The sequence below is a fragment of the Jiella endophytica genome, assembly GCF_004519335.1.
Lineage (GTDB): Bacteria > Pseudomonadota > Alphaproteobacteria > Rhizobiales > Rhizobiaceae > Jiella > Jiella endophytica.
The window spans coordinates 92,566-115,102 of record NZ_SOZD01000007.1; the positions used below are offsets into that span (position 1 = coordinate 92,566).

The window sequence follows — 22,537 nt, forward strand, 5'->3', positions numbered from 1 at the left end:
GGGTGGAATACCGAAGTCACGCGGCTCAGACCGGCTATATCGCAGGAAGGGCGGACTTTGCCAATGCCGTTTGACCCCAAGCAGCGTCCGCCCCTCGATCGCGTTCGAGACGCGGACCTCATCATCCTCGGCAGTGGCGCGTCGGGGTTGACCGCCGCGCTGACCGCGCTTCTCGCCGGGTTGCGGGTCGTCGTCCTCGAAAAGGCGCCGCATTTCGGCGGCACCACCGCACGCTCTTCCGGTACCGCCTGGGTGCCGAACAACCGGATGATGCGCAACGAAGGCATCACTGGCGACGACGAACGGGCAGCCACCTATCTCGAAGGCCTGGTCGGCAATCGCGGTCCGCGCCGACCCTGGCAGGCCTTTCTCGACACGGCGCCGCGCATGCAGGCGGACCTTGCGGATCGGGCCGAGATCGCCTTCCGCCCGATGCCCGCTGCGCCGGACTACCGGCCGGAGATCGACGGGGCCGGCAGCGGCTGGCGGCCGCTCGAACCGCTGCCCTTCGACGGCCGCAAGCTTGGCGGTTACTTCGATCTCCTGGCGCCTCCCATTCCGGAACTGACGGTCTTCGGCGGGATGATGGTCACCCGCGCCGAGGCCGGTCAGCTGGTGCATGCGGAAAAGTCGCTGCGGGCGATGATGCTCGGTGCGCGTCTGACCGGCCGCTATGTCAGAGACCGGTTGAAATACAAACGCGGCACCCGCCTGGTCATGGGCAACGGGCTGGTGGCACGCCTGCTCCACGAGGTGCTGAAGCGGGGCGGGCTCGTCTACGAGGACGTCACCGTCACAGGCCTGAACACCGACGACGGCGAGGCCGTCACCGGCGTGTCATATCAGCGCGACGGCAAGGCCGGCGCGTTGAACGCCGCCCGCGGCGTCGTGCTGGCCGGCGGCGGCTATCCGTCGAGCCAGGCGTGGCGGGCTCGCGAACTGCCGACACCGACGCCGGACCATTCCCCGGCCGCGCCCTTTGCCTGCGGCACGACGATCGAACTCGCGCTGGCAATTGGAGCGACACTCGGCGCGCCCGGGCTCGACAACGGGCTCTGGTTCCCCTCGTCGCTGCGCAAGCGCGCAGATGGCAGCCTTGCCGTCTTCCCGCACATCGCCCTCGACCGGGCGAAGCCGGGCGGCATCATCGTCAATCAGCGGGGACGCCGTTTCGCCAACGAGGCGCTCTCCTATCACGATTTCGTCCGCGCGATGTACGCCGCGAACGACGACGAACCCTGCATTCCCGCCTGGATCATCGGCGATCGCCGGTTCCTGCGGCGCTACGGGATGGGCATCATCCGCCCGCGCACGCCGTTCCTCAAACCTTATCTCGCTGACGGCTATCTGAAATACGGCGCGACGGTCGAGGAATTGGCGGCGAAGATCGACGTCCCGGCGGAGGAATTGCAAAAGACCATCCAGCGGTTCAACGGTTTCGTCCGCTCGGGCGTCGACGAAGATTTTTCGCGCGGCTCGACGATCTATCAGCGCTCGAACGGCGACCCGGCCCAGGAGCCGAACCCCTGCATCGGGACGGTCGGCGAGACGCAGCTCTACGCTGTCGAATTGCACCCGACCCCGCTCGGGACGAGCCGGGGCCTTTCGGCCTCGATCGACGGTGAGGTGCTCCGAGAGACCGGCGATCCCATTCCCGGCCTTTATGTGTGCGGCAACGACATGCAGTCCTGCTTTGCCGGAGAATATCCAGGTGCCGGGGCTCAGATCGGAATGGGAATGACGTTCGGCTGGCGGGTGGCGCGATGCACCGCCGACCGGACCTGAAGACATCGAGAGGAGGTCTCACATGGCAATGCAAAAAGGTGGCCAATACATCGCCGAGGCGTTGGTGCGCGAAGGGATACCCTACGTGTTCGGCGTTTGCGGCCACGGCACCGTCGGTCTGATCGACCATCTCTACGATGTGCGCGACGCGGTGAAGATGATCTCGCCGCGCCACGAGCAGACCGCCGTGCACATGGCCGACGGATACTTCCGCGTCTCGCACAAGGTCGCCGCGACGCTGACCTCGACCGGACCGGGCTCGGCCAACCAGATCATGGGCCTCGCCGTCGCCCAGACCGACAGCTCGGCGGTCCTCGCGATCACCGCCAACGTGCCGACCCAGCAGTTCAATCGCGGCCCGTTCCAGGAGCTGAACCTGCACCATCAGGCCGATTTCAACAGCGTCATCCGGCCGGTGGTCAAACGCTCCTTCCAGCCGACCCGGCCGGAAATGCTGCCGCTGCAGATCCGCCAGGCCTGCGCGACGATGACCACCGGCCGGCCCGGCCCGGTCAATCTCGACATCCCCTACAACCTGTTCCAGGAAGAAGCCGACCTGACCCCCGAGGTGAAGGGCAGCGCGTTCGGTGAACGCCGGCCGGGCGCGAGCCCCGACGATGTCGCGAACGTCGTCGACCGGCTGCTCGCCGCAAAGCGCCCGGTCATCTTCGTCGGCCACGGCGTGACACTGTCAGAAGCATCGCGCGAACTGACCAGGCTCGCCCACTGGCTGAGCATTCCGGTGATCTCTTCGCCGAACGGCATGGGCACGATCGACATGGACGATCCGCTGTCGCTCGGCTTCATCGGCCGCAACGGCGCCTATCAGGCCAATCAGGCCGGCCGGCACGCGGATCTGGTGCTGGCGATCGGCGCCCGCTTCGACGACCGCTCGGCCTCCAGCTGGAAACCCGGCTATTCCTGGAATTTCCCCCATACGGCGCTGGTCCATGTCGACCTCGACCACGCCGAGATGACCCGCAACTACACGCCGGACCTGGCGATCCTCGCGGATGCCCGCACCTTCCTCACCCAGGTGATGAGCGAGCTGTCCGGGCGCGGTGTCGGCGAGGAACCCCGCCTTGCCGGCTGGCAAGAGCAGATCGGCAAATGGCGGCAGGAATGGAACGAGTTCCTGGCTCCCAACTGGGGGCAGCACGTCTCGCCGATCTCTCCCTATCGGATCGTCGAGGACTGCCTGAAGGTCATTCCGGAAAACGCCATCCTGTCCTTCGATTCCGGCGTCCATCACAACTGGTACATGCAGTTCTGGAAGGCGCGCGGCCCGCAGAGCATGCTGAACACCTGGGGCTATTCCGGCATGGGCTTCGGGCCGAGCTCGATCCTCGGCGCCAAGCTCGCCGCGCCCGACCGTCCCTGCATCAGCGTCTGCGGCGATGGCGGCTTCACCATGGTGCCGCACGTTCTCTGCACGGCGGTCGAATACGACATCCCGGTGATCTGGGTGGTCTGGAACAACTTCGTCTGGGGCGCCATCCGCGACCTGCAATACGGCTATTTCGACGGCCGCGAATACGGCACCGGCTTCTATCGCGGCGACAATGCCGAGCCCTATAACCCCGACTTCGCCGCCTGGGCGCGCGCTGCCGGCGTCGAGGGTTTCACCGTCACCCGGTCCGAGGATTTCGCGGGCGTCCTCGAAAACGCCATCGCCCTCAACAAGCCGGTGCTCATCGACGTCCATGTCGACGGGAATGTCCGCCCGCCGGCGACCGGCTCCTGGGAGCTGCCGCCGCTCACCCCGAAGGAACCGGCTTTCGGCAAGGCCTGGCAACCCGAATGAACCGCAAGGAGACGAGACCATGAGCGAAAGAGACACACCGGCAACGGTCGAACGGCGGACCGTCGTCCGCAACATTGCGGAGGTTCCGTGGCAGCAGTTTCCCGCCCATCACGGCGGGGCGCTGTCGAAGCCGCTGGCGCATCCGACGACCACCGGCTCGCACCAACTCGACTACCGCATCTCGACCTATCAGCCGATGGCCTATGTCGAGCGCCACGTCCACGAGGTTCAGGAGCAGGTCTACCACATCCTCGACGGCGAAGGGCTGATGGAGATCGACGACGAGAAGCGCGTGGTGCGCAAGAACGACGTGATCTTCCTGGCGCCCGGCACCTACCACAGCATCGTCAACACCGGGCTCGGGGATCTCACCTTCATCGTCGTGACGACCCCGATCAACGACATCTGAGCCCGCTGGCGGCTCCTTCTTCGCAACAGAGGAAAGAGGGCCGCCGGTGAGATCGCACGCACCGGCACCGCTGCCGGAGGCCGACATAGCGGCGCTTCGTCCGGACTTCTCGGGCGGCAGATCCGGGGCCGCTGCAACGGCCTCTCTGCGCCGGCAATATCGGCGCGGCAGGGCCGCCCGGCCATTCGCTATCGGGACGCTCGCCGCCCCGAGAGCCTAGAAAACAGACCGTTTTGCCGCTGGACCCTGGCCGGGTGACCCCCGCCTTCCCGGTGCAGGGAAGGTGCGTGCCGCGCGCAGGCCGGCGGCGAGTGCCCGTCGTGGCGCCGAGACCGGCTACGCCGGCGGACCGTCCAAGTCCGAGATCCGAAGAGAGAGCAATGGCATATCCTTTTGAAACGACATCCGACGGCATCGCGACATGTCTCATGTTGCTCGACGGGGAATGGATCGGCGGCGAGGAGGACGGCTGCGAGGTGCTCGACAAGTTCACCCTCGAACCCGTCGCGCGGCTGCCCTCCTCCTCGCCCCGGCAGATCGCCGCGATGCTGGACGTCGCCGCCGGGCGTTTCGAGGCGGACCAGCTCTCCGCCTTCGAGCGTGGCGAAATCCTCGACCGGGTCGCAGACCGGATCCTGGCTCAGGCGGATACCTTCCTCGAAGTGATGCAGATCGAGACCGGCTATACGACCTCGGACTGCCGCAACGAGATCAACCGCACCGTCGAGACCTATCGCCTGTCGGCCGAAGAGGCCCGGCGCCTCGCCGGCGAGGTGGTAGCGATCGCCGGTGCGAGGGGTCAGGCGAAGCGCACCGCCTATACGCTGCGCGTGCCTCTGGGCGTCGTCCTCGCCGTCACGCCCTTCAACGCGCCGATGAACACCGTGGCCCACAAGCTCGGCCCGGCACTTGCCGCCGGAAACACGGTGGTGCTGAAGCCGGCCAGCCAGACGCCGCGGACGGCGTGCCTGGTGGCGCAGACCTTTCTCGACGCAGGACTTCCGGCCGGCCATCTCCAGGTCTTCCACGGGTCAGGTCCCGCCGTTTCTGCGGCCCTGCGGGACGAACGCGTCCGATATGTCGCCTTCACCGGCTCGACCGGGGTCGGCCGAAAGATCCAGGAACAGGCCGGCCTGCGGCGAACGCAGATGGAACTCGGCTCGATCGCCTTCACGATCCTCGACAAGGACGCCGATCTCGAGCGCGCGGTGCCCAAGGCTATCGCCGCCGGTTATCGCAAGGCCGGCCAGGTCTGCACGTCGGTGCAGATCCTGCTGGTGCACGAAGACGTCGCGGACCTCGTCGCCACGCAAATGGCGAGGGGGGTCAAGGATCTCGTCTACGGCGATCCCAGCAAGGACGGCTGTGTCACCGGACCGCTGATCTCGCTGCAGGACGCCGAGCGGGTCGAAGGCTGGATCAAGGACGCGCTGAATGATGGCGCCACCCTTCTTGCCGGCGGCACGCGGGAAAACGCGGTGGTGGCACCGACGCTGCTCTCCAACGTCACTCCGACCATGCGCGTCGGTTGCAACGAGATCTTCGGCCCGGTCGTCTGCATCGAGACCTTTCAGAATTTCGATGCCGCGATCGCCCGTGTGAATTCGACGCCCTACGGCCTCGCCACGGGGGTCTTCACCAACCGTCTCGACCATGCGCTGCGCGCGACGCAGGCGCTGCGCGTCGGCGGCGTGCACATCAACGAGACCTCCTCGTCGCGGGCCGACATGATGCCCTATGGCGGCTCGAAGGACAGCGGTTTCGGCCGCGAAGGGCCCGCCTATGCGATCAAGGAAATGACCGAAGAGCGGCTGGTGTCGTTCAGCTTCTGAGCGGGAAGCTCGGGCAGGCCATACATTCTGCTTATAGCCTTCTGCTTTAATCATATTTCCGAATGGTCCGCGGCTTCCGTAGTCTCGCGCAATCGGTGGCAGACCGATCGCGCAAGCAACACGCCGCAGCATCGGCCCGGAAATCGGCATCGATTATCGGAACGCCCGATGCGGCGAGTCAGACAGTTGGAGCGTCCCCTTCTGCGTCCATTCGGACGCACGGCGCTCTATCGGCGCAGCCGCGGGCGACCGTGGGCTCTGCGCCCGCTTTGGGAGGAGCGGGACCTATGAACCATACACCGAAGACGATTTCCGGCGGGCTCACCCGCCGCGCCACGTTGCAGCTCGGCCTCGCCGGCGCCGCCACGCTCGGATTTCCGTCGATCGTCAGAGCACAGGGTGGACCGATCAATGTCGGCCACCTGACGCCGAAGACCGGCTTTCTCGGTGCTCTCGGCGAATGGGCGACCCTCGGCATCCAGATGGCGGCCGAGGAGATCAACCAGGCCGGCGGCGTCAACGGCCGTCAGCTGAACATCATGTCGGAAGACAGCATCAACCCCGACACCGCTGCCACCAAAGCGCAGCGGATGCTGGAGCGCGACAAGGCCGACTTCCTGATCGGCGAGATCAGCTCGGCCTCGGCGCTGGCGATTTCCCAGGTCGCGGCGCGGAACGAGAAGCTGTTCGTCGCCGTCGGCCCACGCTCCGACGTGCTGCGCGGCGACAACTGCAGCAAGTACATGTTCTGCACCGACATTCCGAACACCGTCATGGTCAACGCCGTCGGTACGGCGCTGAAACGCGACGGCATGGTCGAAGGCAAGAAGTTCATGACGCTGACGGCGGATTACGTCTTCGGCCACGATCTTCTCAAGGCGGCCAAGGACTTCTTCGACCGCAACGGCGCCGAACTCGTCGCCGACGAGCTGGTCGCCACCGACCTCACCGACTTCAGCCCGCTTCTGATCAAGATCCGCCAGACCAATCCCGACGTTGTCTGCCTCAACCTGGCGGGCAATCAGGTGACGAACTTCGTCAAGCAGTATTCCGAGTTCGGGCTGCCCTATCCGACGGTCGGCTTCAACCTGAACACGGCGGACGCCTGGGCCGCGGGCCTCGGCAATCTGCAAGGCACCTGGCCGACGGTCTGGTACCACACGCTGGAGACCCCGGAATCCAAGGCCTTCGTCGAGGCGTTCAAGGCGAAATACGACAAGATCCCGGAAAACCACGCCTGGATCTCGTACATCGCCCTGAAGATCATGGCCAAGAGCATCGGCGAGACCGGTTCGGCGGAAACGCCGGAACTGATCAAATATCTGGAATCGGGCGCCGAGTTCGACATTCTCAAGGCCCGCCCGGCGCATTTCCGGGCCTGGGACCATCAGCTGATCCAGGAAGCCTATTCGTTCACCGTCGATCCCGATGCCGAGGACGAATACGCGATGATCAAGCTCGGCGAGGCCGTTCCCGCCGCCGATGTCGACCTCGAGACGATCTATCCCGACGAGAAGCAGAACAGCTGCAAGCTCTGAGGGTCGGAACCGCCGCCCCTGCCCCGGGGCGGCCGACGCACCATTCGCATCCCGGCTTTCTCGAAAGCAGGGCCGGGATGCCCTTCGACCCATCCCTCCCATTCGGCTGAACCATGCAGATCGTCTTTCTGCTCGAACAGGTCGTCAACGGCCTCGTCCTCGGCGGCTACTATCTCCTGATCGCCCTCGGCCTGTCGCTGATCTTCAGCGTCGGCGGCATCGTCAATCTGGCACACGGGGCGTTCTACGCCCTCGGCGCCTATGTCTTCGTGACGCTCGTCGACACGGTCGGCTTCGCGCCGGCGGTGGCGGTTTCGCCGGTCGCCGTCGGCGTCCTCGGCATCCTGTTCGAGCGCTTCATCCTGAGGCGCTTCTATCGCGAGGACCCGATCCTCAGCCTGCTCGTCACCTTTGGGCTCGCCATGGTCGCCGAACAGGCGATCCGGATGATCTGGGGTGCCGCCCCGATCCCCGCCACGATGCCGGCCGCCATGCGCGGCGCCGTCATCGTCGGGCCGTTCCTGTTTTCCCAGTACCGGCTGCTGATGATCGCGATCGTCGCTCTCATCCTGCTCGGCATCTGGCTGCTTCTCAACAAGAGCGCCTTCGGCCGCGTGGTGCGGGCCGGGATCCAGAACCCCGACATGGTCGCCGCGCTCGGCATCCGGCTGCAGCCCTACATGACCAGCGTCATCGTCATCGGCGTCGCGATCGCGGCGCTCGCCGGCGCCCTCTTTGCCCCGATCACCATCGTCCATCCCGCCATGGGAGCGGAGATCATCACCGTCGCCTTCGTCGTCGTCATCATCGGCGGGCTCGGCAGCTTCTGGGGCGTCGTCCTCGCCGCCCTCCTCGTCGGCGTCGTGCGCGGCGTCACGATCCATTTCCTGCCGGCAGCCGGCGAAGCGTCGATCTACGTCCTGATGTTCGTGGTTCTGCTGTTGCGCCCGCGCGGACTGCTCGGCGAGTCGATCGAGAAATTCGACAAATGACCACCGCTCGCATCGACATCTATCGCCCTCTGCTGGTCGCGGCCGTGTCGCTGGTGGCGCTCCCCTTCGCCATGTCGCTGATCGGGCTCACCATCAATACGGCGACCGTCGTCGTCTTCCTGTCGATCGCCGTCCTCGGCCTCAACATGATGATGGGCTATACCGGCCTCGTCTCCTTCGGCCATGGGGCCTGGTTCGGCATCGGCGCCTATGCAGCCGCCATCGCCCAGCGCGAATGGTTCAGCGGCCAGATCATCCTCCCGCTGCTTTTCGCGGTCGTCTTCGTCGCGATCCTCTCCGCGGTGGTCGGCGCGCTGATGCTGCGGCGCCGCGGCGTCTATTTCGCCCTGATGACCCTTGCCCTGTCGGCGCTCACCTACACGATCTCGTTCCGATGGACGGCGCTCACCGGCGGCGAGGACGGCCTCGGCAATCTTCAGCGCGGCAGTCTCGGCCCGATCCATCTCGCCGACCCGAAGGCCTATTACATCTTCGTGGCGCTGGTCGCGCTGATCGTCCTGTTCTGCCTGATCCGGGTCCTGCGCTCCCCCTTCGGCCACGTTCTCGTCGCCATCCGCGAGAACCAACAGCGGGCCACCTTCCAGGGCTACAAGGTCCAGCGCTACAAGCTCGGCGTCTTCGTCCTCTCCTCCGCCGTCACGGCGCTGGCCGGCGGCCTGTCGGGCTTCCAGCACTATCTGGTCACCGCCGAGGCGACCTCGGTCGAGATGTCCGGCGAGCTCCTCGCCATGGTCGTCATCGGAGGCATGCACAACATCCTCGGACCGGCGATCGGCGTCGTCTTCTTCATCGTCTTCCGCGAGCTCTTCTCGATCTGGACCGGCGACTGGATGTTCTGGTTCGGGCTGATCTTCGTCGCCTTCGTCATGTACTCGCCGGGCGGGATCGTCGGCATCTGGTCGCTGGTGAGGAAGCGCTGGAAGCCGGAGCCCGAAGACAGCGCGGCGATGAGCCGGCGCAAGATCTACGAAGGCCTAGCCCTGCCGGCCTTCCTGCAGCCGGAACCCGTCGCCGGCACGGTTCTCGAAGTCGAAGGGGTATCCCGGCGCTTCGGCGGCATCCAGGCGGTCAGGGATTCCAGCCTGACGGTCAAGTCCGGCGAGATCCACGCTCTGATCGGACCGAACGGCGCCGGCAAGACGACGCTCTTCAACCTGATCTCCGGACGCTTCCCGCCCCATGGCGGACGGGTGCGGCTGCATGGCCGGGAGATCCACAGGCTGCAGGCGGACGCCATCTGCCAGTCCGGGCTCGCCCGCTCATTCCAGATCACCAACCTCTTCGAGGGGCTGACGATCTACGAAAATCTCAGGCTGTCCGCGCAGGCGCGTCACCCGGGGCGCTTCAACGCGTGGCGGGACATCGACAGCTATGGCGCGATCCATTCCGATACCGTCGAGCTGATGAAATTCCTCGGCCTCGAGGGCATCGAGGACATCAAGGCCGGCGACCTCTCCTATGGTGGCCAGCGCCTCGTCGATCTTGGCATCGCGCTCGCCTCGCGGCCGAAGGTCCTGCTCCTGGACGAGCCGTTGGCAGGGCTTGCCGCGGCCGAACGCGAGCGTGTCTCGCGGCTGGTGACGACGGTGGCGGCGAACATTCCCGTCCTCATCGTCGAACACGACATCGACCGTGTCCTCGGCTTCTCCCAGAACGTCACGGTGATGAACGAGGGCTCGGTCCTCGTCACCGGCTGCCCCGAGGCGATCCGGGCCGACCGGCGCGTCCAGGAAATCTATACCGGTACCGGAACGCCCCAGGTTACCGGCCGGGCAGCTGCCGGTTCGGCTCCCGCCGAACCGGTACTGAAGGTCGACAAGGTCAACACCTACTACGGCAAGTGCCATATCCTCGACGACGCCTGCCTCGAGATCCGCAAGGGCGAGATCGTCGCGCTTCTCGGCCGCAACGGCGCCGGCAAGTCGACCTTCCTGAAGACGATCGCCGGGCTGGTCGCCGCCCGGTCCGGCTCGATCGACTTCGAGGGCCGGGAACTCGTCGGTCTCGATGCCCCTGCCATCGCGCGTCTCGGCGTCGGCTACGTGCCGCAGGGTCGCGGCCTGTTCGCCGGAATGAGCGTTGCCGACAATCTCAGCCTCGGCCGGCTCGCGCGCAGGACCGACGGGTCGGACGGCGTGGTGTGGAGCGAGGAGGAGATCCTTCAGATGTTCCCCCGCCTGAGGGAGCGCTACCGCTCCAGCGCCGATTTCCTGTCGGGCGGCGAGCAGCAGATGCTGGCGGTGGCGCGGGCCCTGTCGGGCAATTGCCGGCTGCTGCTTCTCGACGAGCCGTTCGAGGGGCTCGCACCCGCCGTGGTGGAAGAATTGTTCCGGGTCTTCGACCGGCTGCGCAGCAGGCTGCCGATCCTCATCGTCGAGCACAACCTCGATCTGGTGCTGGCTTTGGCCGACCGCGTCTTCGCGCTCGAACGCGGCACCGTCTTCCACGAGGGCCCGGCCGACGCGCTTCTCAACGACATCGACTACCGCAAGGAAATCCTGTGGCTCTGAGCAGGCATGGAAGGATGACATCGTGACAGGCACGACAGCCGATCGAACGAATGGTCAGGGCAAGGCATCCGATTATCCGCTCCTGATCGGAGGGACATGGACCGCTGGCGACGGTCCCGAGCTGCCGGTGCTCGACAAATACGCCCTCTCGGCCTTTGCGGCGACGAGGCAGGCCAGCGGCGCGCAGGTCACCGCGGCGGTGGCTGCCGCCGACCGGGCCTTCAGGTCGGGCGCACCGGCCCCCTACCAGCGCGGCTCGATCCTCGATCGGGCGGCCGAACTCGTCGCCGAGCGCCGCGGAACGCTGATCGCCACCATGCAGGCCGAAGCAGGCTTCACTGCCGCCGACGCCGGCGGCGAAGTCAGCCGCTGCATCGAGACCCTGCGGCTCTCGGCCGAGGAGGCCAGACGCCTTTCCGGCGACATGATCCCCCTCGAAGGGGCGCCGAACCAGGCCGGCCGAATGGGCTTCACGCTGCGGGTGCCGCTCGGCGTCGTGGCCGCCATCACGCCGTTCAATTCGCCGCTCAACACGGTGACCCACAAGCTGGCGCCGGCCTTTGCCGCCGGCAATGCGGTCGTCCTCAAGCCCTCGAGCCATACGCCCCTCACCGCCTTCGAACTCTGCCGCATCCTCGTCGACGCCGGGATGCCGGAGGGCTTTCTGTCGCTCGTCCAGGGAGGCGGCGAGACGGCGCGCCAGCTGCTCGAGGATCAGGCGGTCCGGTTCTTCGCCTTCACCGGCTCCACCGAGGTCGGGCGGGCGATCCAGGCCGCGGCGGGGCTTCGCCGGACCCAGATGGAGCTCGGGTCGATCGCCTTCACCATCCTCTGCGAAGACGCCGATCTCGACCGGGCTTTGCCGAAGATCGCCGGCGCCGGCTATCGCAAGGCCGGGCAGGTATGCACCTCGGTGCAGATCCTGCTCGTCGCAGAACCGTTGCGCAACGAGGTCGAGGAGCGTCTCGCCGAACTCGTCGGGAAGCTCGTTTTCGGCGATCCGCGGGATCCGGCGACGGTCGTCGGGCCGCTGATCGCCGAACGTGAAGCCGCCCGTGTCGAGGCCTGGATCGATGAGGCGAGGTCGAAGGGCGCCAGGCAGCTGGTCGGCGGCCCGCGAAAGGGCGCCGTCCTGCCACCGACGCTCCTGACCGACATCAATCCGTCCATGCGGGTCGGCTGCCAGGAGATCTTCGGACCGGTGGTCTGCCTGTCGCCCTTCGCGACCCTCGACGAGGCGATCGACCGGGTGAACCAGACGCCCTACGGCCTTGCCACCGGCATCTTCACCAACCGGCTGACCGACGCGCTTGGCGCGGCACGGCGGCTGAATGTCGGCGGCGTCCACATCAACGAAACCTCGAGTTCGCGCGTCGACATGATGCCCTATGGCGGCTCGAAGGATTCCGGCTTCGGGCGGGAAGGCCCACACTATGCCATCCGCGAGATGACCGAGGAGCGGGTGGTGACGATCTCCGGCCTCTGACGGAGCGAAGCGAGAGACATTTCGAGGCAGCCGGCGCGGACAGACGGGCGATTCCGGCTCCGCCTCACCAGCAAAGGAGAACGATCATGACCAAGACCGCAATCGTGTTCGGCGGCTCGCGCGGCATCGGCGCGGCCTGCGTCGAGGCCCTCGGCGCCGAAGGCTTCGACGTCGCGCTGACCTATGTTGCCAGCGAGCCGCAGGATATCGGCACCGCGGCCGGCCGCACGGTGCGCGCCTACAAGGCCGACATCACCCGGGCCGAAGAGGTCGCAAAGGTCTTTGCCGACGTCGAGGCCGACTTCGGCGGACGGCCGAGCTGCGTCGTCGCCAATGCCGGCATCAACGTTCCGCCGGGGCCGATGGCCTCCTTCGATCCGGAAGCTTTCCGCCGTCTCGTCGAGGTCAACATCGTCGGCGCCTTCAACATCCTGGCGGAGGCGGCTCGACGGGTCGCCGACGGCGGTTCGGTCGTCGCCCTAACGACGTCGCTGGTCCGCCACGCGGCCCCCGGTCTTGGCCCCTACAGCGCCTCGAAGGGGGCGGTCGAATGCCTCGTGCGCTCGATGTCGAAGGAACTCGCCGGCCGCGGCGTCAGGGTGAACGGCGTCGCGCCGGGGCCGGTCGACACCGACCTCTTCCGTTCCGGCAAGGACGAGGCTGCGCTGCAGCGCTCGGCTGCCATGAGCCCGCTCAACCGGGTGGGCAGGCCCGAGGAGATCGCCGCCGTCGTTGCCTTTCTCGCCTCGGACAGGGCCTCATGGATGCTCGGCCAGATCGTCCAGCCGAATGGCGGCCTGATCTGATCGGCGGCAGGAGCCGGGAGCGCGTGCCTGACGCGGATCGTGCCCGAAGGCGTCTCGACCACCACCCCGGTCCACTCGGCGGACGGATGTGGTCGAGGCGCCCCGGATCGGCGATCCGAAAATCGCACGTTCGTTGTCAATCGGGCAGCATCGCCTGCAGCATCTCGATCCGGTCGGCCTCGCGGGCGGGCTTGTCCCATCGCAGCCGCGAGACCCTCGGAAAGCGCATGGCGACACCGGACTTGTGGCGGTTCGAGCGCGCCAGCCCCTCGAAGGCGACCTCGATGACGAGGCCATGGTCCGGCTCGGCCCTGACCGCGCGCACCGGCCCGAAGCGCTCGATGGTGTTGGCACGCACATAGCGGTCGAGGCGCTTCAGCTCCTCGTCGGTGAAGCCGAAATAGGCCTTGCCAACCGGCACCAGCTCCGGATCGTCGGCCGGCCCGCTCCACACCCCGAACGTATAGTCCGAATAAAAGCTCGAGCGCTTGCCGTGGCCGCGCTGGGCATACATCAGCACCGCGTCGACGAGATGGGGGTCCTTCTTCCACTTGAACCACGGCCCCTTCGGCCGGCCGGGGACATAGGCCGAATCGCGGCGCTTCAGCATCAGCCCCTCGATCACCGGATGCGGCGGCTCGGCCCGCAGCCCCGCAAGCTCGCCGAAATCGGCAAACGGCACCAGCGGCGAGAGGTCGAAGCGGCTCGGCTCCAGCCGCGCGACGAAGGCGGCGAGGCGCTCGCGCCGTTCGGCAAAGGTGAGACTGCGCAGATCCTCGCCGTCGGCGACGAGAAGATCGTAGCAGCGCAGGAAGACCGGGTGCTTCTTCAGCATCGCCGCCGAGACGCTCTTGCGGTTCAATCTCTGCTGAAGATCGGAAAAGGTCCCGGCGACGATGTCGTCCGGCTCGCTGCCGGCGATCTTCGGCGTGCCGCCCGCGCCGGTCTCGGCGACCAGCAGCTCGCCGTCGAGGGTTCCCGAAAAGGTCATGAAGTCGACAAGGTCCGGAAAGGCGCCGGAAATGTCGTCGCCGGTCCGCGAATAGAGCCGGCGCACGCCGCCCTCGGCGCTCGCCTGGACGCGGATGCCGTCCCACTTCCATTCGGCGGCGTAGCTGTCGGGGTCGATCAGCCCGTGGTCGGGCTCTTCCAGCGGCTGCGACAGCATCACCGGTCGGAACGGCGCCAGCGCCGCGGAAACCGGCTTGTCGCCGCGCCCCTCCAGCCAGGCGAACAGCGCCTCATAGGGCGGCTCGAGCCCGTGCCAGAGCTCCTCGATCTCGGCTACGTCCCTGCCGCCGAACTCGGCCAGCGCCTGCTTGGCGAGGCGGGCCGAGACGCCGATGCGCAGACCGCCGGTGACGAGCTTCAAAAGGGCGTAGCGGCCGGACGCATCGAGCCGGTCGAGCCAGGCTTCCACCAGCTTCGGCCCCTCCCGGCGGGAGGCCGCGCCGAGGCGGGCGACGATCTCGGCGAGCGAGGGGGCGGTTTGATGCTCGATGGTCGAGGCCGCGCCATCATACCCCCCTCTGCCTGCCGGCATCTCCCCCGCAAGGGGGGAGATCGATGGGTCCGACCAGCTGTCGCCCGTCCGGTCGCGATCGGCATCGGCGTTTGTCCGGTCGTCGGGACTTCCCGCCGGTAACCTCCCTCCTTCAGCGGGAGATGTCGGAAAAGCCGACGAAGGGGGATGGATCGGCACGGGCGCCGAATGCCCGTTCCCGCCGGCTTCCGGCCAGACCAGCGAGATCGTCTCGGCAAGATCGCCGACATAGTCGTAGGAATAGCCAAACAGCACCTCGTCCATCCGGTCGGTGACGAGATCGCGCAGCATCGCCGGCTTGACGCTGGCGATGTCGAGATCGCCGGTGATTGCGGCGAGCGCATAGCCTCTTTCAGGATCCGGCACGGCGGCGAAATGATCGGCGAGCAGCTTCAGCTTGCCGTTGCGGGACGGCTGCAGGACGAGGGCGTCGAGGAGATCGGCAAAGGCTTTCATCGCCGATCAAGATGCAATGGCGATCGGCAACGGCAAGGCGGCGCTGCCTGCCGATCCGCCCCATCGATCCCAGGAGGGCTCGGCGAGGAAAAGGCGGCCCGCGGCCGTCTCGGTCAGGGCCGCGACCAGGTCTGCACCGTCCGGCAGAAGACCCGGGCGAGACACCCGCGCAATTCGAGCTTCCGCCCGTTCAAGCGAAGCGAGCCGTCATAGCTCTGGTCCTTGCGCGGATCGCGCACCCGTCCCTTCCATTCCGGCAGGGCGCCGGAAACGGTGGCGACGTTGGCGCCGCGAAAGGCACCGCTGGCAATCGTGGCGCAGACGGCCGGGCCGCAGGGTTTGACGGCAATCCTGGTCCCGTCCTCGGCGACCCAGTTGCCGAGGATGGCGGGCGCGGCATTCGCCGCCTCGGCGGTCACAGCGACGATCAAGGAAGCCGCGAATAGTCTGCGTCGTTTGTCCATGACGAGGAGCCTAGGCCAATCCTGGCGCAAAAAGGTGGCGGGCGCTGCGGCGATCAGACGCGCTGGGGCAGCGCCCGAGCGCCGCGGATGCCGCGCAGCTGCAGGTGATGCTTCGCGGTGAAGACGGCATCGGCGTTCATGCCGGGCTCGCGGGTCAGCCATTCGAGATAGTCGTCGGGCACCTGTGCCAAGGGGATGTCCTTGTGCCGGCCGAAGCGGAGCTTGGCGAGCAGCGCCGGCTCGCGCGAGGCCCTCTCCGCCCGCTCGAGGAAGTCGGCAAGGTCGTGGCAGCGCGGCATCAGCACCTCGGCGATCCGGCGCAACAGGACAGCGGTGCAGACGGCGTCATAGAGCGCCCGGTGCGGGCTGAGGCCGGACAGCAGCGGCTCGACCGGAGAAAGATCGAGCGGCACGTATTTGACGAGGCTCTGCAGCCCGTGCGCCTTGGCGCCCGGGAAGGCTCGCAGCGCCAGCTTGTGGGTGCACAGCCAGCGACCGGCAAATCTGAGACGGGACCGGTCGAACTCGGCGCGCTGGGCGGCGAAGACCGGGGCGGTGCGGAACGGCGCGGCGGCCGTCTCGAAGGCCGGCGCGCCGGCGAGCATCACGTCGGAGATGTGGTGGACGTTGCGCGCATGGGGATTGATGGGAACGCCGGCCGGATCGCAGAAGCTCTGCATCGGATTGAAAATCTCGCCGGTCACGAGATCGAGGTCGACCGAGCCGATCTCGATCACCGCATCCTCTTCCAGCCGCTGGCCGGCGGTCTCGGTGTCGATCACCCGGACGAGCGACGGCGGGGCTTCGGCGAACAGCGACGGGGTGGTCCGCACGGGTGGGAAGAGATCGGTCATCACCCGACAAGATCGGTGCTTGCGACGATCAAAACAAGAACTTTCTGGCGGCAGGCGGCGCCGGGGCGCGGCGCGCCGAAAGGGCAGCGTCGCAATCGAGCGCCTGAGCCGCAGAGCCGCAGAGCCGCAGAGCCGCAGAGCCGCAGAGCCGCAGAGCCGCAGAGCCGCAGAGCCGCAGAGCCGCAGAGCCGCAGAGCCGCAGAGCCGCAGAGCCGCAGAGCCGCAGGAAGGTTGCGGACGCAAGCCATCGTTGGCAAGCGCTCCGCGCTTTTTCCGAGATCTCCAGCGATAGCCGGCCGGTTCCCGCGTGCGGGCCATTGGCGCCCGGCTGTCTCCAGGCTGACGCGGTTTCGGCCCGCCGCGGGAATGGCCCTTGAACCCCCGGCCTTTTGCCGGTATCAGGGCGGCGTCGTCGGGTGGCGCATGCCCTCGCCGCGGAGTGCCCCAATAGCTCAGTTGGTAGAGCAACGCATTCGTAATGCGTAGGTCGCTGGTTCGAGTCCGGCTTGGGGCACCATTTTTCAAAGACTTACCCCTCCCTGTGGGCATTGTCGGCGGTGCAAACTCCCTTGCCGATAGTCGTAGTGGACTGCAGGCGGAAGTTGCGGTTGATTGCAAACTTCCGGACATAGCCGGCGTCTTCAAGGGAGGCTTTGGTGGAAGATTACCGAAATGCGGTCAATACCGCCGTAGCTCTCTTAATTTTAATTTCCGTGCTAGCTTTAATTTTCGCAGCTTGGCTTAACAGATTTGACCCAATACTAACCAAAATTGTTTTCAGAAATTTTGCAGCGATTATTGGATTGCCATTTGCATTTATCGGTTCATTTGCCATCGTAGCTCTGTTTCGTCAGACCGAGGGTCCAATCAATTTTGAAGGATTCGGCATGAAATTGTCTGGATCCTCCGGACAAATTGTCCTTTGGGTGATCTGCTTCCTAGCAATAGCGGGGGCTATCAAACTTTTGTGGCATGGCGGACCATCACTTTGATATGATATGACCCTGTATGTATTCCGCCGCCCTGCCAGTCGGTGCGGCCGGATGATCAAGTCGACAACCGAAAAGCCGACGCGCTGGAAATCGGCAGGCAAAGAAAAAGCCGGGCCGGGCCCGGCTGATTCATGCGTCTAGCGATGACCGAGGTCCGGTCAGTCCTTGACGGTGAGGATCTGCTTGCCGCGATACATGCCGGTCTTCAGGTCGATGTGATGCGGCCGGCGCAGCTCACCGGAATTCTTGTCCTCGATATAGGTCGGCGCCTTGATGGCGTCGGCCGAGCGGCGCATGCCGCGCTTGGACGGGGTGGTCTTCCGTTTGGGTACGGCCATGGTCTGCTCCATTTCCGGCACCGGCCCCCAAGGGAAACCACGGCCGGTCGCGTTCGTCGTCTGTCACTCGTCGTCCGGCGAAAGGCTCTTGCCCTGCTGCCGGGATCCGCGTCGCATAGCGTCCTTGCCTGCGGGTCGCGGCCGCAAAACAGGAACACCGGCATGACGGGAATTCGGAAAGAGCCCATAGCAAAGCCCGGGGCAAAAGAAAAGAGCCCGTCCGGATCCTCGGCCGCATGAGCTTCGGGTGCGAAAGAGGGGCGAGAACGGCCGCGCGGCACCGCCCTTGCAAGCGGCCGCCTCGCAAGGCCTGCCGCTCAGTCGGCGTCGAGGCAGCCGACATAGGCGCCCGAGCGCGAGGCGAGGCGCTCGACCCGTCTGGCGAGCTTGCGCATGGTCGGGCTCGGATCGGCGGGATTGCGCAGGTCCGGCGCCGGCAGCGAGATGGTGATCAGCGCCGCCTCGCGGGCCGTCAGCTTGCTCGCCGGCTTGCCGAAATAGTGCTGGCTCGCCGCCTCGATGCCGTAGACGCCAGTGTCCCATTCGGCGATGTTGACGTAGATCTCCATGATCCGGCGCTTCGACAGGACGAGGTCGAAATAAAGCGCCAGCGGCAGCTCCAGCCCCTTGCGGACGAAGGAGCGATCGTTCCAGAGGAAGAGGTTCTTCACCGTCTGCATGGTGATCGTCGAGGCGCCGCGGGTCTCCTCGCCGTCGAGCGCCTGATCGACGACGGCGAGCATCTCGCCCCAGTCGACACCGCGATGGCGGCAGAACTGGCCGTCCTCGGACATGACGATCGAATGCAGGAGAACCGGCGCGACGTCGTCGATCGAGACCCAGTCGCGCAGCTGCGGGCGCACCGTCACCGTGTCCCACAGCATCAGCGTCGACACCGGATGGACGGAGCGAATCGCGTAGACCGGCGTCAGGACGAGCGGGATCGCCGCGAGGACCAAGACGATGATGATGACCCAGGCGGCTATGCGCTTCGTCGTTCGGAGCATCGAAAGATCAGTGGGTTCGGCGTGATGGCGCGGATCGGTCGGCGGAAGGGCTACCTTTACTTATCGGTGCTATAAGCCTGGCGCAATGGCTCCTGGACGATGCGCGAAAAAAGCCTCCACTGCTGACTATAAGCCACACGGACCTGGAAGAGATTGGCAAGATGAAACCCGGTGAATTCGAAGCGATACTCAAGGCCAATGCCTCGGCGGTTGGTGATCTTCTCGACGACTTTCTCTCCTCGAACCAGTTGATCGCCGGGACGCCGCATCATTTGCTGAACGCGATGCGGCACGGGGTCTTGAATGGCGGCAAGCGGCTGCGGCCGTTTCTGGTCTGCGAGGTTGCCAAGCTCTTCGACGGCAATCCCAAGGCGGCGATGCAGGTCGGGCTGGCGATCGAGTGCATCCATTCCTATTCGCTGGTCCATGACGACCTGCCGGCGATGGACGACGATGACATCCGGCGCGGCAAGCCGACCGTCCACAAGGCGTTCGACGAGGCGACGGCGATCCTTGCCGGCGACGCGCTGCTGACGCTCGCCTTCGGCATCGTCGCCTCGGTCGATACCGTGCCCCACGACATCCGCATCAAGCTGATCACGCTGATGGCCAAGAAGGCCGGCGCGCCGGGCATGGTCGGCGGCCAGGTGCTCGACATGCAAGCGAGCGGCAAGGCGCGCTCGGAGATCGAGATCACCCGCATGCAGGCGATGAAGACCGGCGCGCTGATCTCCTGCGCCTGCGAGGCCGGGGCGCTGGTTTCCGGCGCCAGCGACGACGACCGTACCCGCATGCGCCGCTATGGCGAGAATGTCGGCATCGCCTTCCAGCTCGCCGACGACATTCTCGACGAGTATGGCGATGCCTCGGTCGTCGGCAAGGCGACCCGCAAGGACCGCGACCAGGGCAAGCAGACGCTGGCGCAGATCTACGGCAAGCGGGCGCTGGAGGATCGGCTGGCCGCCCTCGTCAGCGGCGCCGAGGAGATGCTGGAGCCGTTCGGCGAGCGCGCCGAAAGGCTCGTCGAGGCGGCCCGCTTCGTCTCGATCCGCAAGAGCTGACCGCCGCCTGAAGATCGAAGAAGGAAAAGCGTTGCCGGCCGGGACGGGCGATCGTTCTGGCCGGCTGCTGCTTTGTCTGAAAGGGTCAGCCGGCCCGCCGCCGCGCGACATTCGCTTCTTCGCCAGGGCCGGCCGCCACCGGCTTTTCGGGAAAGGCGAGGGTTTTCACCGGCGGCCCGTCGACGGCGAGCCGCTCCTTGGATGCGCGGCGCTCGCGGACGGCGGCAAGGCCCATCGGCCTTGCCAGATGATAACCCTGGAAGAGATCGGCGCCGGCCTCGGCGCCGAGCCGATGCTGCTCCGCCGTCTCGACCCCTTCCGCCACCACATGCATGCCCGCCGCATGGGCGACGCTGACCAGCGCCGTCACCATGACGTTGGAGGCGGCGCTGGTGCCGAGCTTGGTGACGAAGGCGCGGTCGATCTTGATGGCGTCGACGGGGAAGGACTGCAGATAGGCAAAGCCGCTGAAGCCGGCACCGAAGTCGTCGAGGGCGATCTTCACGCCGAGACTGCGCAGGGCGTTCAGCCGCTCCCGGACGTCCTCGCTATGGCTCATCGCCATGCTCTCGGTGATTTCGACGACGAGGCGTGGCGGCGCGATGCCGGTTTCGGCGAGCACCGACTGGACCATCGCCACCACGGTGTCCCGCTTGAACTGATTGGCCGAGAAGTTCACCGAGAAATACATCTCCGGGAATTCCCGCATGTCGCGGCAGGCCTGGCGCAGCACCCACTCGCCGACGAGGTCGATCAGCACCGAGCGCTCTGCAACGGGGATGAACTCGGCCGGCGAGATCATGCCGCGCAACGAATGCCGCCACCGGACCAGCGCCTCGCAGCCGGCCATGCTGCCGTCGCGGCGCAGCACGGGCTGATAGACGAGCTCGAGCTCGCCGAGCATGATCGCCGCGCGCAATTCCCGCTCGATCAGCCGCGTGTAGCGGAGATCGGTGAGCATCTCGTTCTCGAACAGCGTCGCCTGGGCGCGGCCGTTGCGCTTGCTCTGATAGAGCGCGAGGTCGGCCCGGTGCACCAGCTCGTCGAAACCGGAAATCTCCCCGACGATCGGTGCGACGCCGATCGAGGCCGAGAGGTTGAGCGGCTGGCCGTCGTGCCAGACCGTCATCGAGAGCTGCGACAGAAACCGGTTGGCGAAGCCCATCGCCTCGCCATGGGGCCGATGCATCATCAACAGCGCGAACTCGTCGCCGCCGAGCCGGCCGAAGGCGCAGCCGGGCGCCAGCGCCCGGGCGATATCGGCAAGGTGGCGCAGCGCCGCGTCGCCCCTGGCATGGCCGAGGCTGTCGTTGATGCGCTTCAGATAGTCGAGATCGATGTGGAGGAAGTAGCCGCTGTCGGCCCGGCGCTCGTGCAGCTTCGTCTCGCATTCGCCGATGAAGGCGGCGCGGTTGAGGGCGCCGGTCATCTCATCGTAGCGATAGGCCGATTCCCGTTGGCGGGCGAGGCGCAGCTCGCGGTCGACGCTGGCGGAAAACGCCCGGCGCATCTCGAACAGCCCGGCTGCGACGGCCAGCGTCGCGAGCGCCTGCATGGCCGGGCCGAACACCGCCGCATGGCGCAGATCGACGATGTCGAGGGCGGCGAGAACATCGACCGCGAAGATGGCAAAGAGTGTGAAGACGAGCAGCCAGAAGACCGGCTTCCAGCGCTCGGCGTGACGGTGAACGACCATGAATTCCGAGATCCGGGCTGCGTTCAGAGGGCAGCCGGTCTTGGCACGGATTGTCTTAACAACTTCGATAAGTGCCGCGAATTTATCAACTCGCGGCCCACGGTTGTCGCCAGGGACGGCCGGCGCTCAGTCGTCGTCGCTCTCGCTGACATCGACGGTGTAGTTCAGCGGCAGGCGGCCGCCATCGGCATAGATCGTCTGGCCGGTGATGTAGCTGGATTCGTCGGAGGCGAGGAAGCTGGCGATGGCGGCGATCTCGCGCGGCTCGCCGATCCTGCCGAGCGGCGTGCGCGACAGAACCTTGCGGGTCGCCGCCTCGTCCTCGACGACGCCCTTCAGGAGATCGGTCATGATCGAGCCCGGCCCGATGGCATTGACGCGGATCGCATAAGGCGCGAGCGCCAGCGCCATCACCTTGGTCAGTTGGCTGACGCCGCCCTTCGACACCGAATAGGCGACCTGATCGGGAAGCGCGAAGACGGCGTTGACCGAGGACATGTTGACGATGACGCCGGCCGGCCCGCCGCGCTTGACCTTGTCGACGAGATGGCGCGCGACGGCCTGGCCGCAGAGGAAGGCGCCCTTCAGATTGATGTCGAGGACCCGCGAGAAGTCGGCCTCGTCGAGATCGAGAAAGGGCGCCTTGCTGACGACGCCGGCATTGTTGACGAGAATGTCGACGTCGCCGAAGCGATCGAGCGCCGCGGCGAGGAGATTGTGGACGTCGAGCCGTTCGGCGACGTTGCAGCCGACCGCCACGACGTCGCCGAGATCGCCGAGTTCCTCGGCGGCGAGATTGCCGGCCTTCTCGTCATTGTCGGCGATGACGACCCTTGCGCCGTCATGGAGAAAGCGGCGGGCAATGGCGTAGCCGATCCCCTTCGCGCCACCGGTGACGATGGCGACACGTCCGTCGAGTGCCATGGCGATACTCCTGTCCTTC

18 protein-coding genes and 1 tRNA gene are annotated in these 22,537 nt (G+C 66.4%); 12 read left to right on the top strand and 7 right to left on the bottom strand.

What is annotated here, in order from left to right; genetic code table 11:
- Positions 1–63 precede the first annotated feature (63 nt).
- The 9 genes from E3C22_RS20425 (at position 64) to E3C22_RS20465 (ending at position 13,183) form a co-directional block, all read left to right on the top strand.
- The gene (locus E3C22_RS20425) at positions 64–1,785 is read left to right on the top strand and encodes an FAD-dependent oxidoreductase (RefSeq protein WP_134763734.1); all 1,722 of its coding nucleotides are present in this window, start codon (positions 64–66) and stop codon (positions 1,783–1,785) included.
- 22 nt (positions 1,786–1,807) lie between these two features.
- Positions 1,808–3,589: a thiamine pyrophosphate-binding protein gene (locus tag E3C22_RS20430; RefSeq protein WP_134763735.1), complete on the top strand. Its 1,782-nt coding sequence runs from the start codon at positions 1,808–1,810 to the stop codon at positions 3,587–3,589.
- Between the two features lie 19 nt (positions 3,590–3,608).
- Positions 3,609–3,998 (top strand): cupin domain-containing protein, encoded by a 390-nt coding sequence (locus E3C22_RS20435; protein ID WP_134763736.1) that lies wholly within the window; start codon positions 3,609–3,611, stop codon positions 3,996–3,998.
- 428 nt (positions 3,999–4,426) lie between these two features.
- Positions 4,427–5,830, top strand: a complete 1,404-nt coding sequence (locus E3C22_RS20440) for an aldehyde dehydrogenase family protein (protein ID WP_245515110.1) — start codon at positions 4,427–4,429, stop codon at positions 5,828–5,830.
- A 287-nt stretch (positions 5,831–6,117) separates the two neighbouring features.
- The gene (locus tag E3C22_RS20445; RefSeq protein ID WP_206026998.1) at positions 6,118–7,368 is read left to right on the top strand and encodes an ABC transporter substrate-binding protein; all 1,251 of its coding nucleotides are present in this window, start codon (positions 6,118–6,120) and stop codon (positions 7,366–7,368) included.
- A gap of 113 nt (positions 7,369–7,481) precedes the next feature.
- Complete coding sequence (locus tag E3C22_RS20450) at positions 7,482–8,360, top strand: branched-chain amino acid ABC transporter permease (protein ID WP_134763738.1); 879 nt, start codon at positions 7,482–7,484, stop codon at positions 8,358–8,360.
- The gene (locus tag E3C22_RS20455; protein ID WP_134763739.1) at positions 8,357–10,891 is read left to right on the top strand and encodes a branched-chain amino acid ABC transporter ATP-binding protein/permease; all 2,535 of its coding nucleotides are present in this window, start codon (positions 8,357–8,359) and stop codon (positions 10,889–10,891) included. The genes E3C22_RS20450 and E3C22_RS20455 overlap by 4 nt, the downstream gene beginning before the upstream one ends.
- A 22-nt stretch (positions 10,892–10,913) precedes the next feature.
- Positions 10,914–12,377, top strand: coding sequence for an aldehyde dehydrogenase family protein (locus tag E3C22_RS20460; protein WP_134763740.1), 1,464 nt, complete (start codon positions 10,914–10,916; stop codon positions 12,375–12,377).
- Between the two features lie 86 nt (positions 12,378–12,463).
- Positions 12,464–13,183, top strand: a complete 720-nt coding sequence (locus tag E3C22_RS20465) for an SDR family oxidoreductase (protein WP_134763741.1) — start codon at positions 12,464–12,466, stop codon at positions 13,181–13,183.
- Between the two features lie 136 nt (positions 13,184–13,319).
- Here E3C22_RS20465 and E3C22_RS20470 read toward each other — a convergent pair whose 3' ends face one another.
- The 3 genes from E3C22_RS20470 to E3C22_RS20480 all read right to left on the bottom strand — a co-directional run bounded on the left by E3C22_RS20470 (position 13,320) and on the right by E3C22_RS20480 (position 16,500).
- Positions 13,320–15,182, bottom strand: coding sequence for a cisplatin damage response ATP-dependent DNA ligase (locus E3C22_RS20470; RefSeq protein WP_134763742.1), 1,863 nt, complete (start codon positions 15,180–15,182; stop codon positions 13,320–13,322).
- 113 nt (positions 15,183–15,295) lie between these two features.
- Complete coding sequence (locus E3C22_RS24585; RefSeq protein WP_167591847.1) at positions 15,296–15,613, bottom strand: DUF2147 domain-containing protein; 318 nt, start codon at positions 15,611–15,613, stop codon at positions 15,296–15,298.
- 86 nt (positions 15,614–15,699) lie between these two features.
- Entirely contained in the window at positions 15,700–16,500 is an 801-nt protein-coding gene (locus E3C22_RS20480; protein ID WP_134763744.1) for an exonuclease domain-containing protein, read from the bottom strand.
- 441 nt (positions 16,501–16,941) lie between these two features.
- On the opposite strand from E3C22_RS20480, the gene E3C22_RS20490 reads away from it, so the two are divergent.
- Together E3C22_RS20490 and E3C22_RS20495 are read left to right on the top strand one after the other, a co-directional pair.
- Positions 16,942–17,017: transfer RNA gene (locus E3C22_RS20490), tRNA-Thr, on the top strand.
- Between the two features lie 139 nt (positions 17,018–17,156).
- Positions 17,157–17,492 carry a hypothetical protein gene (locus E3C22_RS20495; protein WP_134763746.1) on the top strand — a complete coding sequence of 112 codons (336 nt, stop codon included), beginning with the start codon at positions 17,157–17,159 and terminating at the stop codon, positions 17,490–17,492.
- A 158-nt stretch (positions 17,493–17,650) separates the two neighbouring features.
- On the opposite strand, the gene rpmF is transcribed toward E3C22_RS20495, so the two are convergent.
- Positions 17,651–17,830: a 50S ribosomal protein L32 gene (gene rpmF / locus E3C22_RS20500; RefSeq protein ID WP_134763747.1), complete on the bottom strand. Its 180-nt coding sequence runs from the start codon at positions 17,828–17,830 to the stop codon at positions 17,651–17,653.
- 317 nt (positions 17,831–18,147) lie between these two features.
- Complete coding sequence (locus E3C22_RS20505) at positions 18,148–18,837, bottom strand: biosynthetic peptidoglycan transglycosylase (protein WP_134763748.1); 690 nt, start codon at positions 18,835–18,837, stop codon at positions 18,148–18,150.
- Positions 18,838–18,998: 161 nt separating this feature from the next.
- Between E3C22_RS20505 and E3C22_RS20510 the strand changes: the two genes are divergently transcribed.
- Positions 18,999–19,898: a polyprenyl synthetase family protein gene (locus E3C22_RS20510; protein WP_134763749.1), complete on the top strand. Its 900-nt coding sequence runs from the start codon at positions 18,999–19,001 to the stop codon at positions 19,896–19,898.
- A gap of 85 nt (positions 19,899–19,983) precedes the next feature.
- On the opposite strand, the gene E3C22_RS20515 is transcribed toward E3C22_RS20510, so the two are convergent.
- Both E3C22_RS20515 and E3C22_RS20520 read right to left on the bottom strand, forming a co-directional pair.
- Positions 19,984–21,594, bottom strand: coding sequence for a putative bifunctional diguanylate cyclase/phosphodiesterase (locus E3C22_RS20515; RefSeq protein WP_134763750.1), 1,611 nt, complete (start codon positions 21,592–21,594; stop codon positions 19,984–19,986).
- 126 nt (positions 21,595–21,720) lie between these two features.
- Complete coding sequence (locus E3C22_RS20520; RefSeq protein WP_134763751.1) at positions 21,721–22,518, bottom strand: SDR family NAD(P)-dependent oxidoreductase; 798 nt, start codon at positions 22,516–22,518, stop codon at positions 21,721–21,723.
- Between the last annotated feature and the right edge of the window lie 19 nt (positions 22,519–22,537).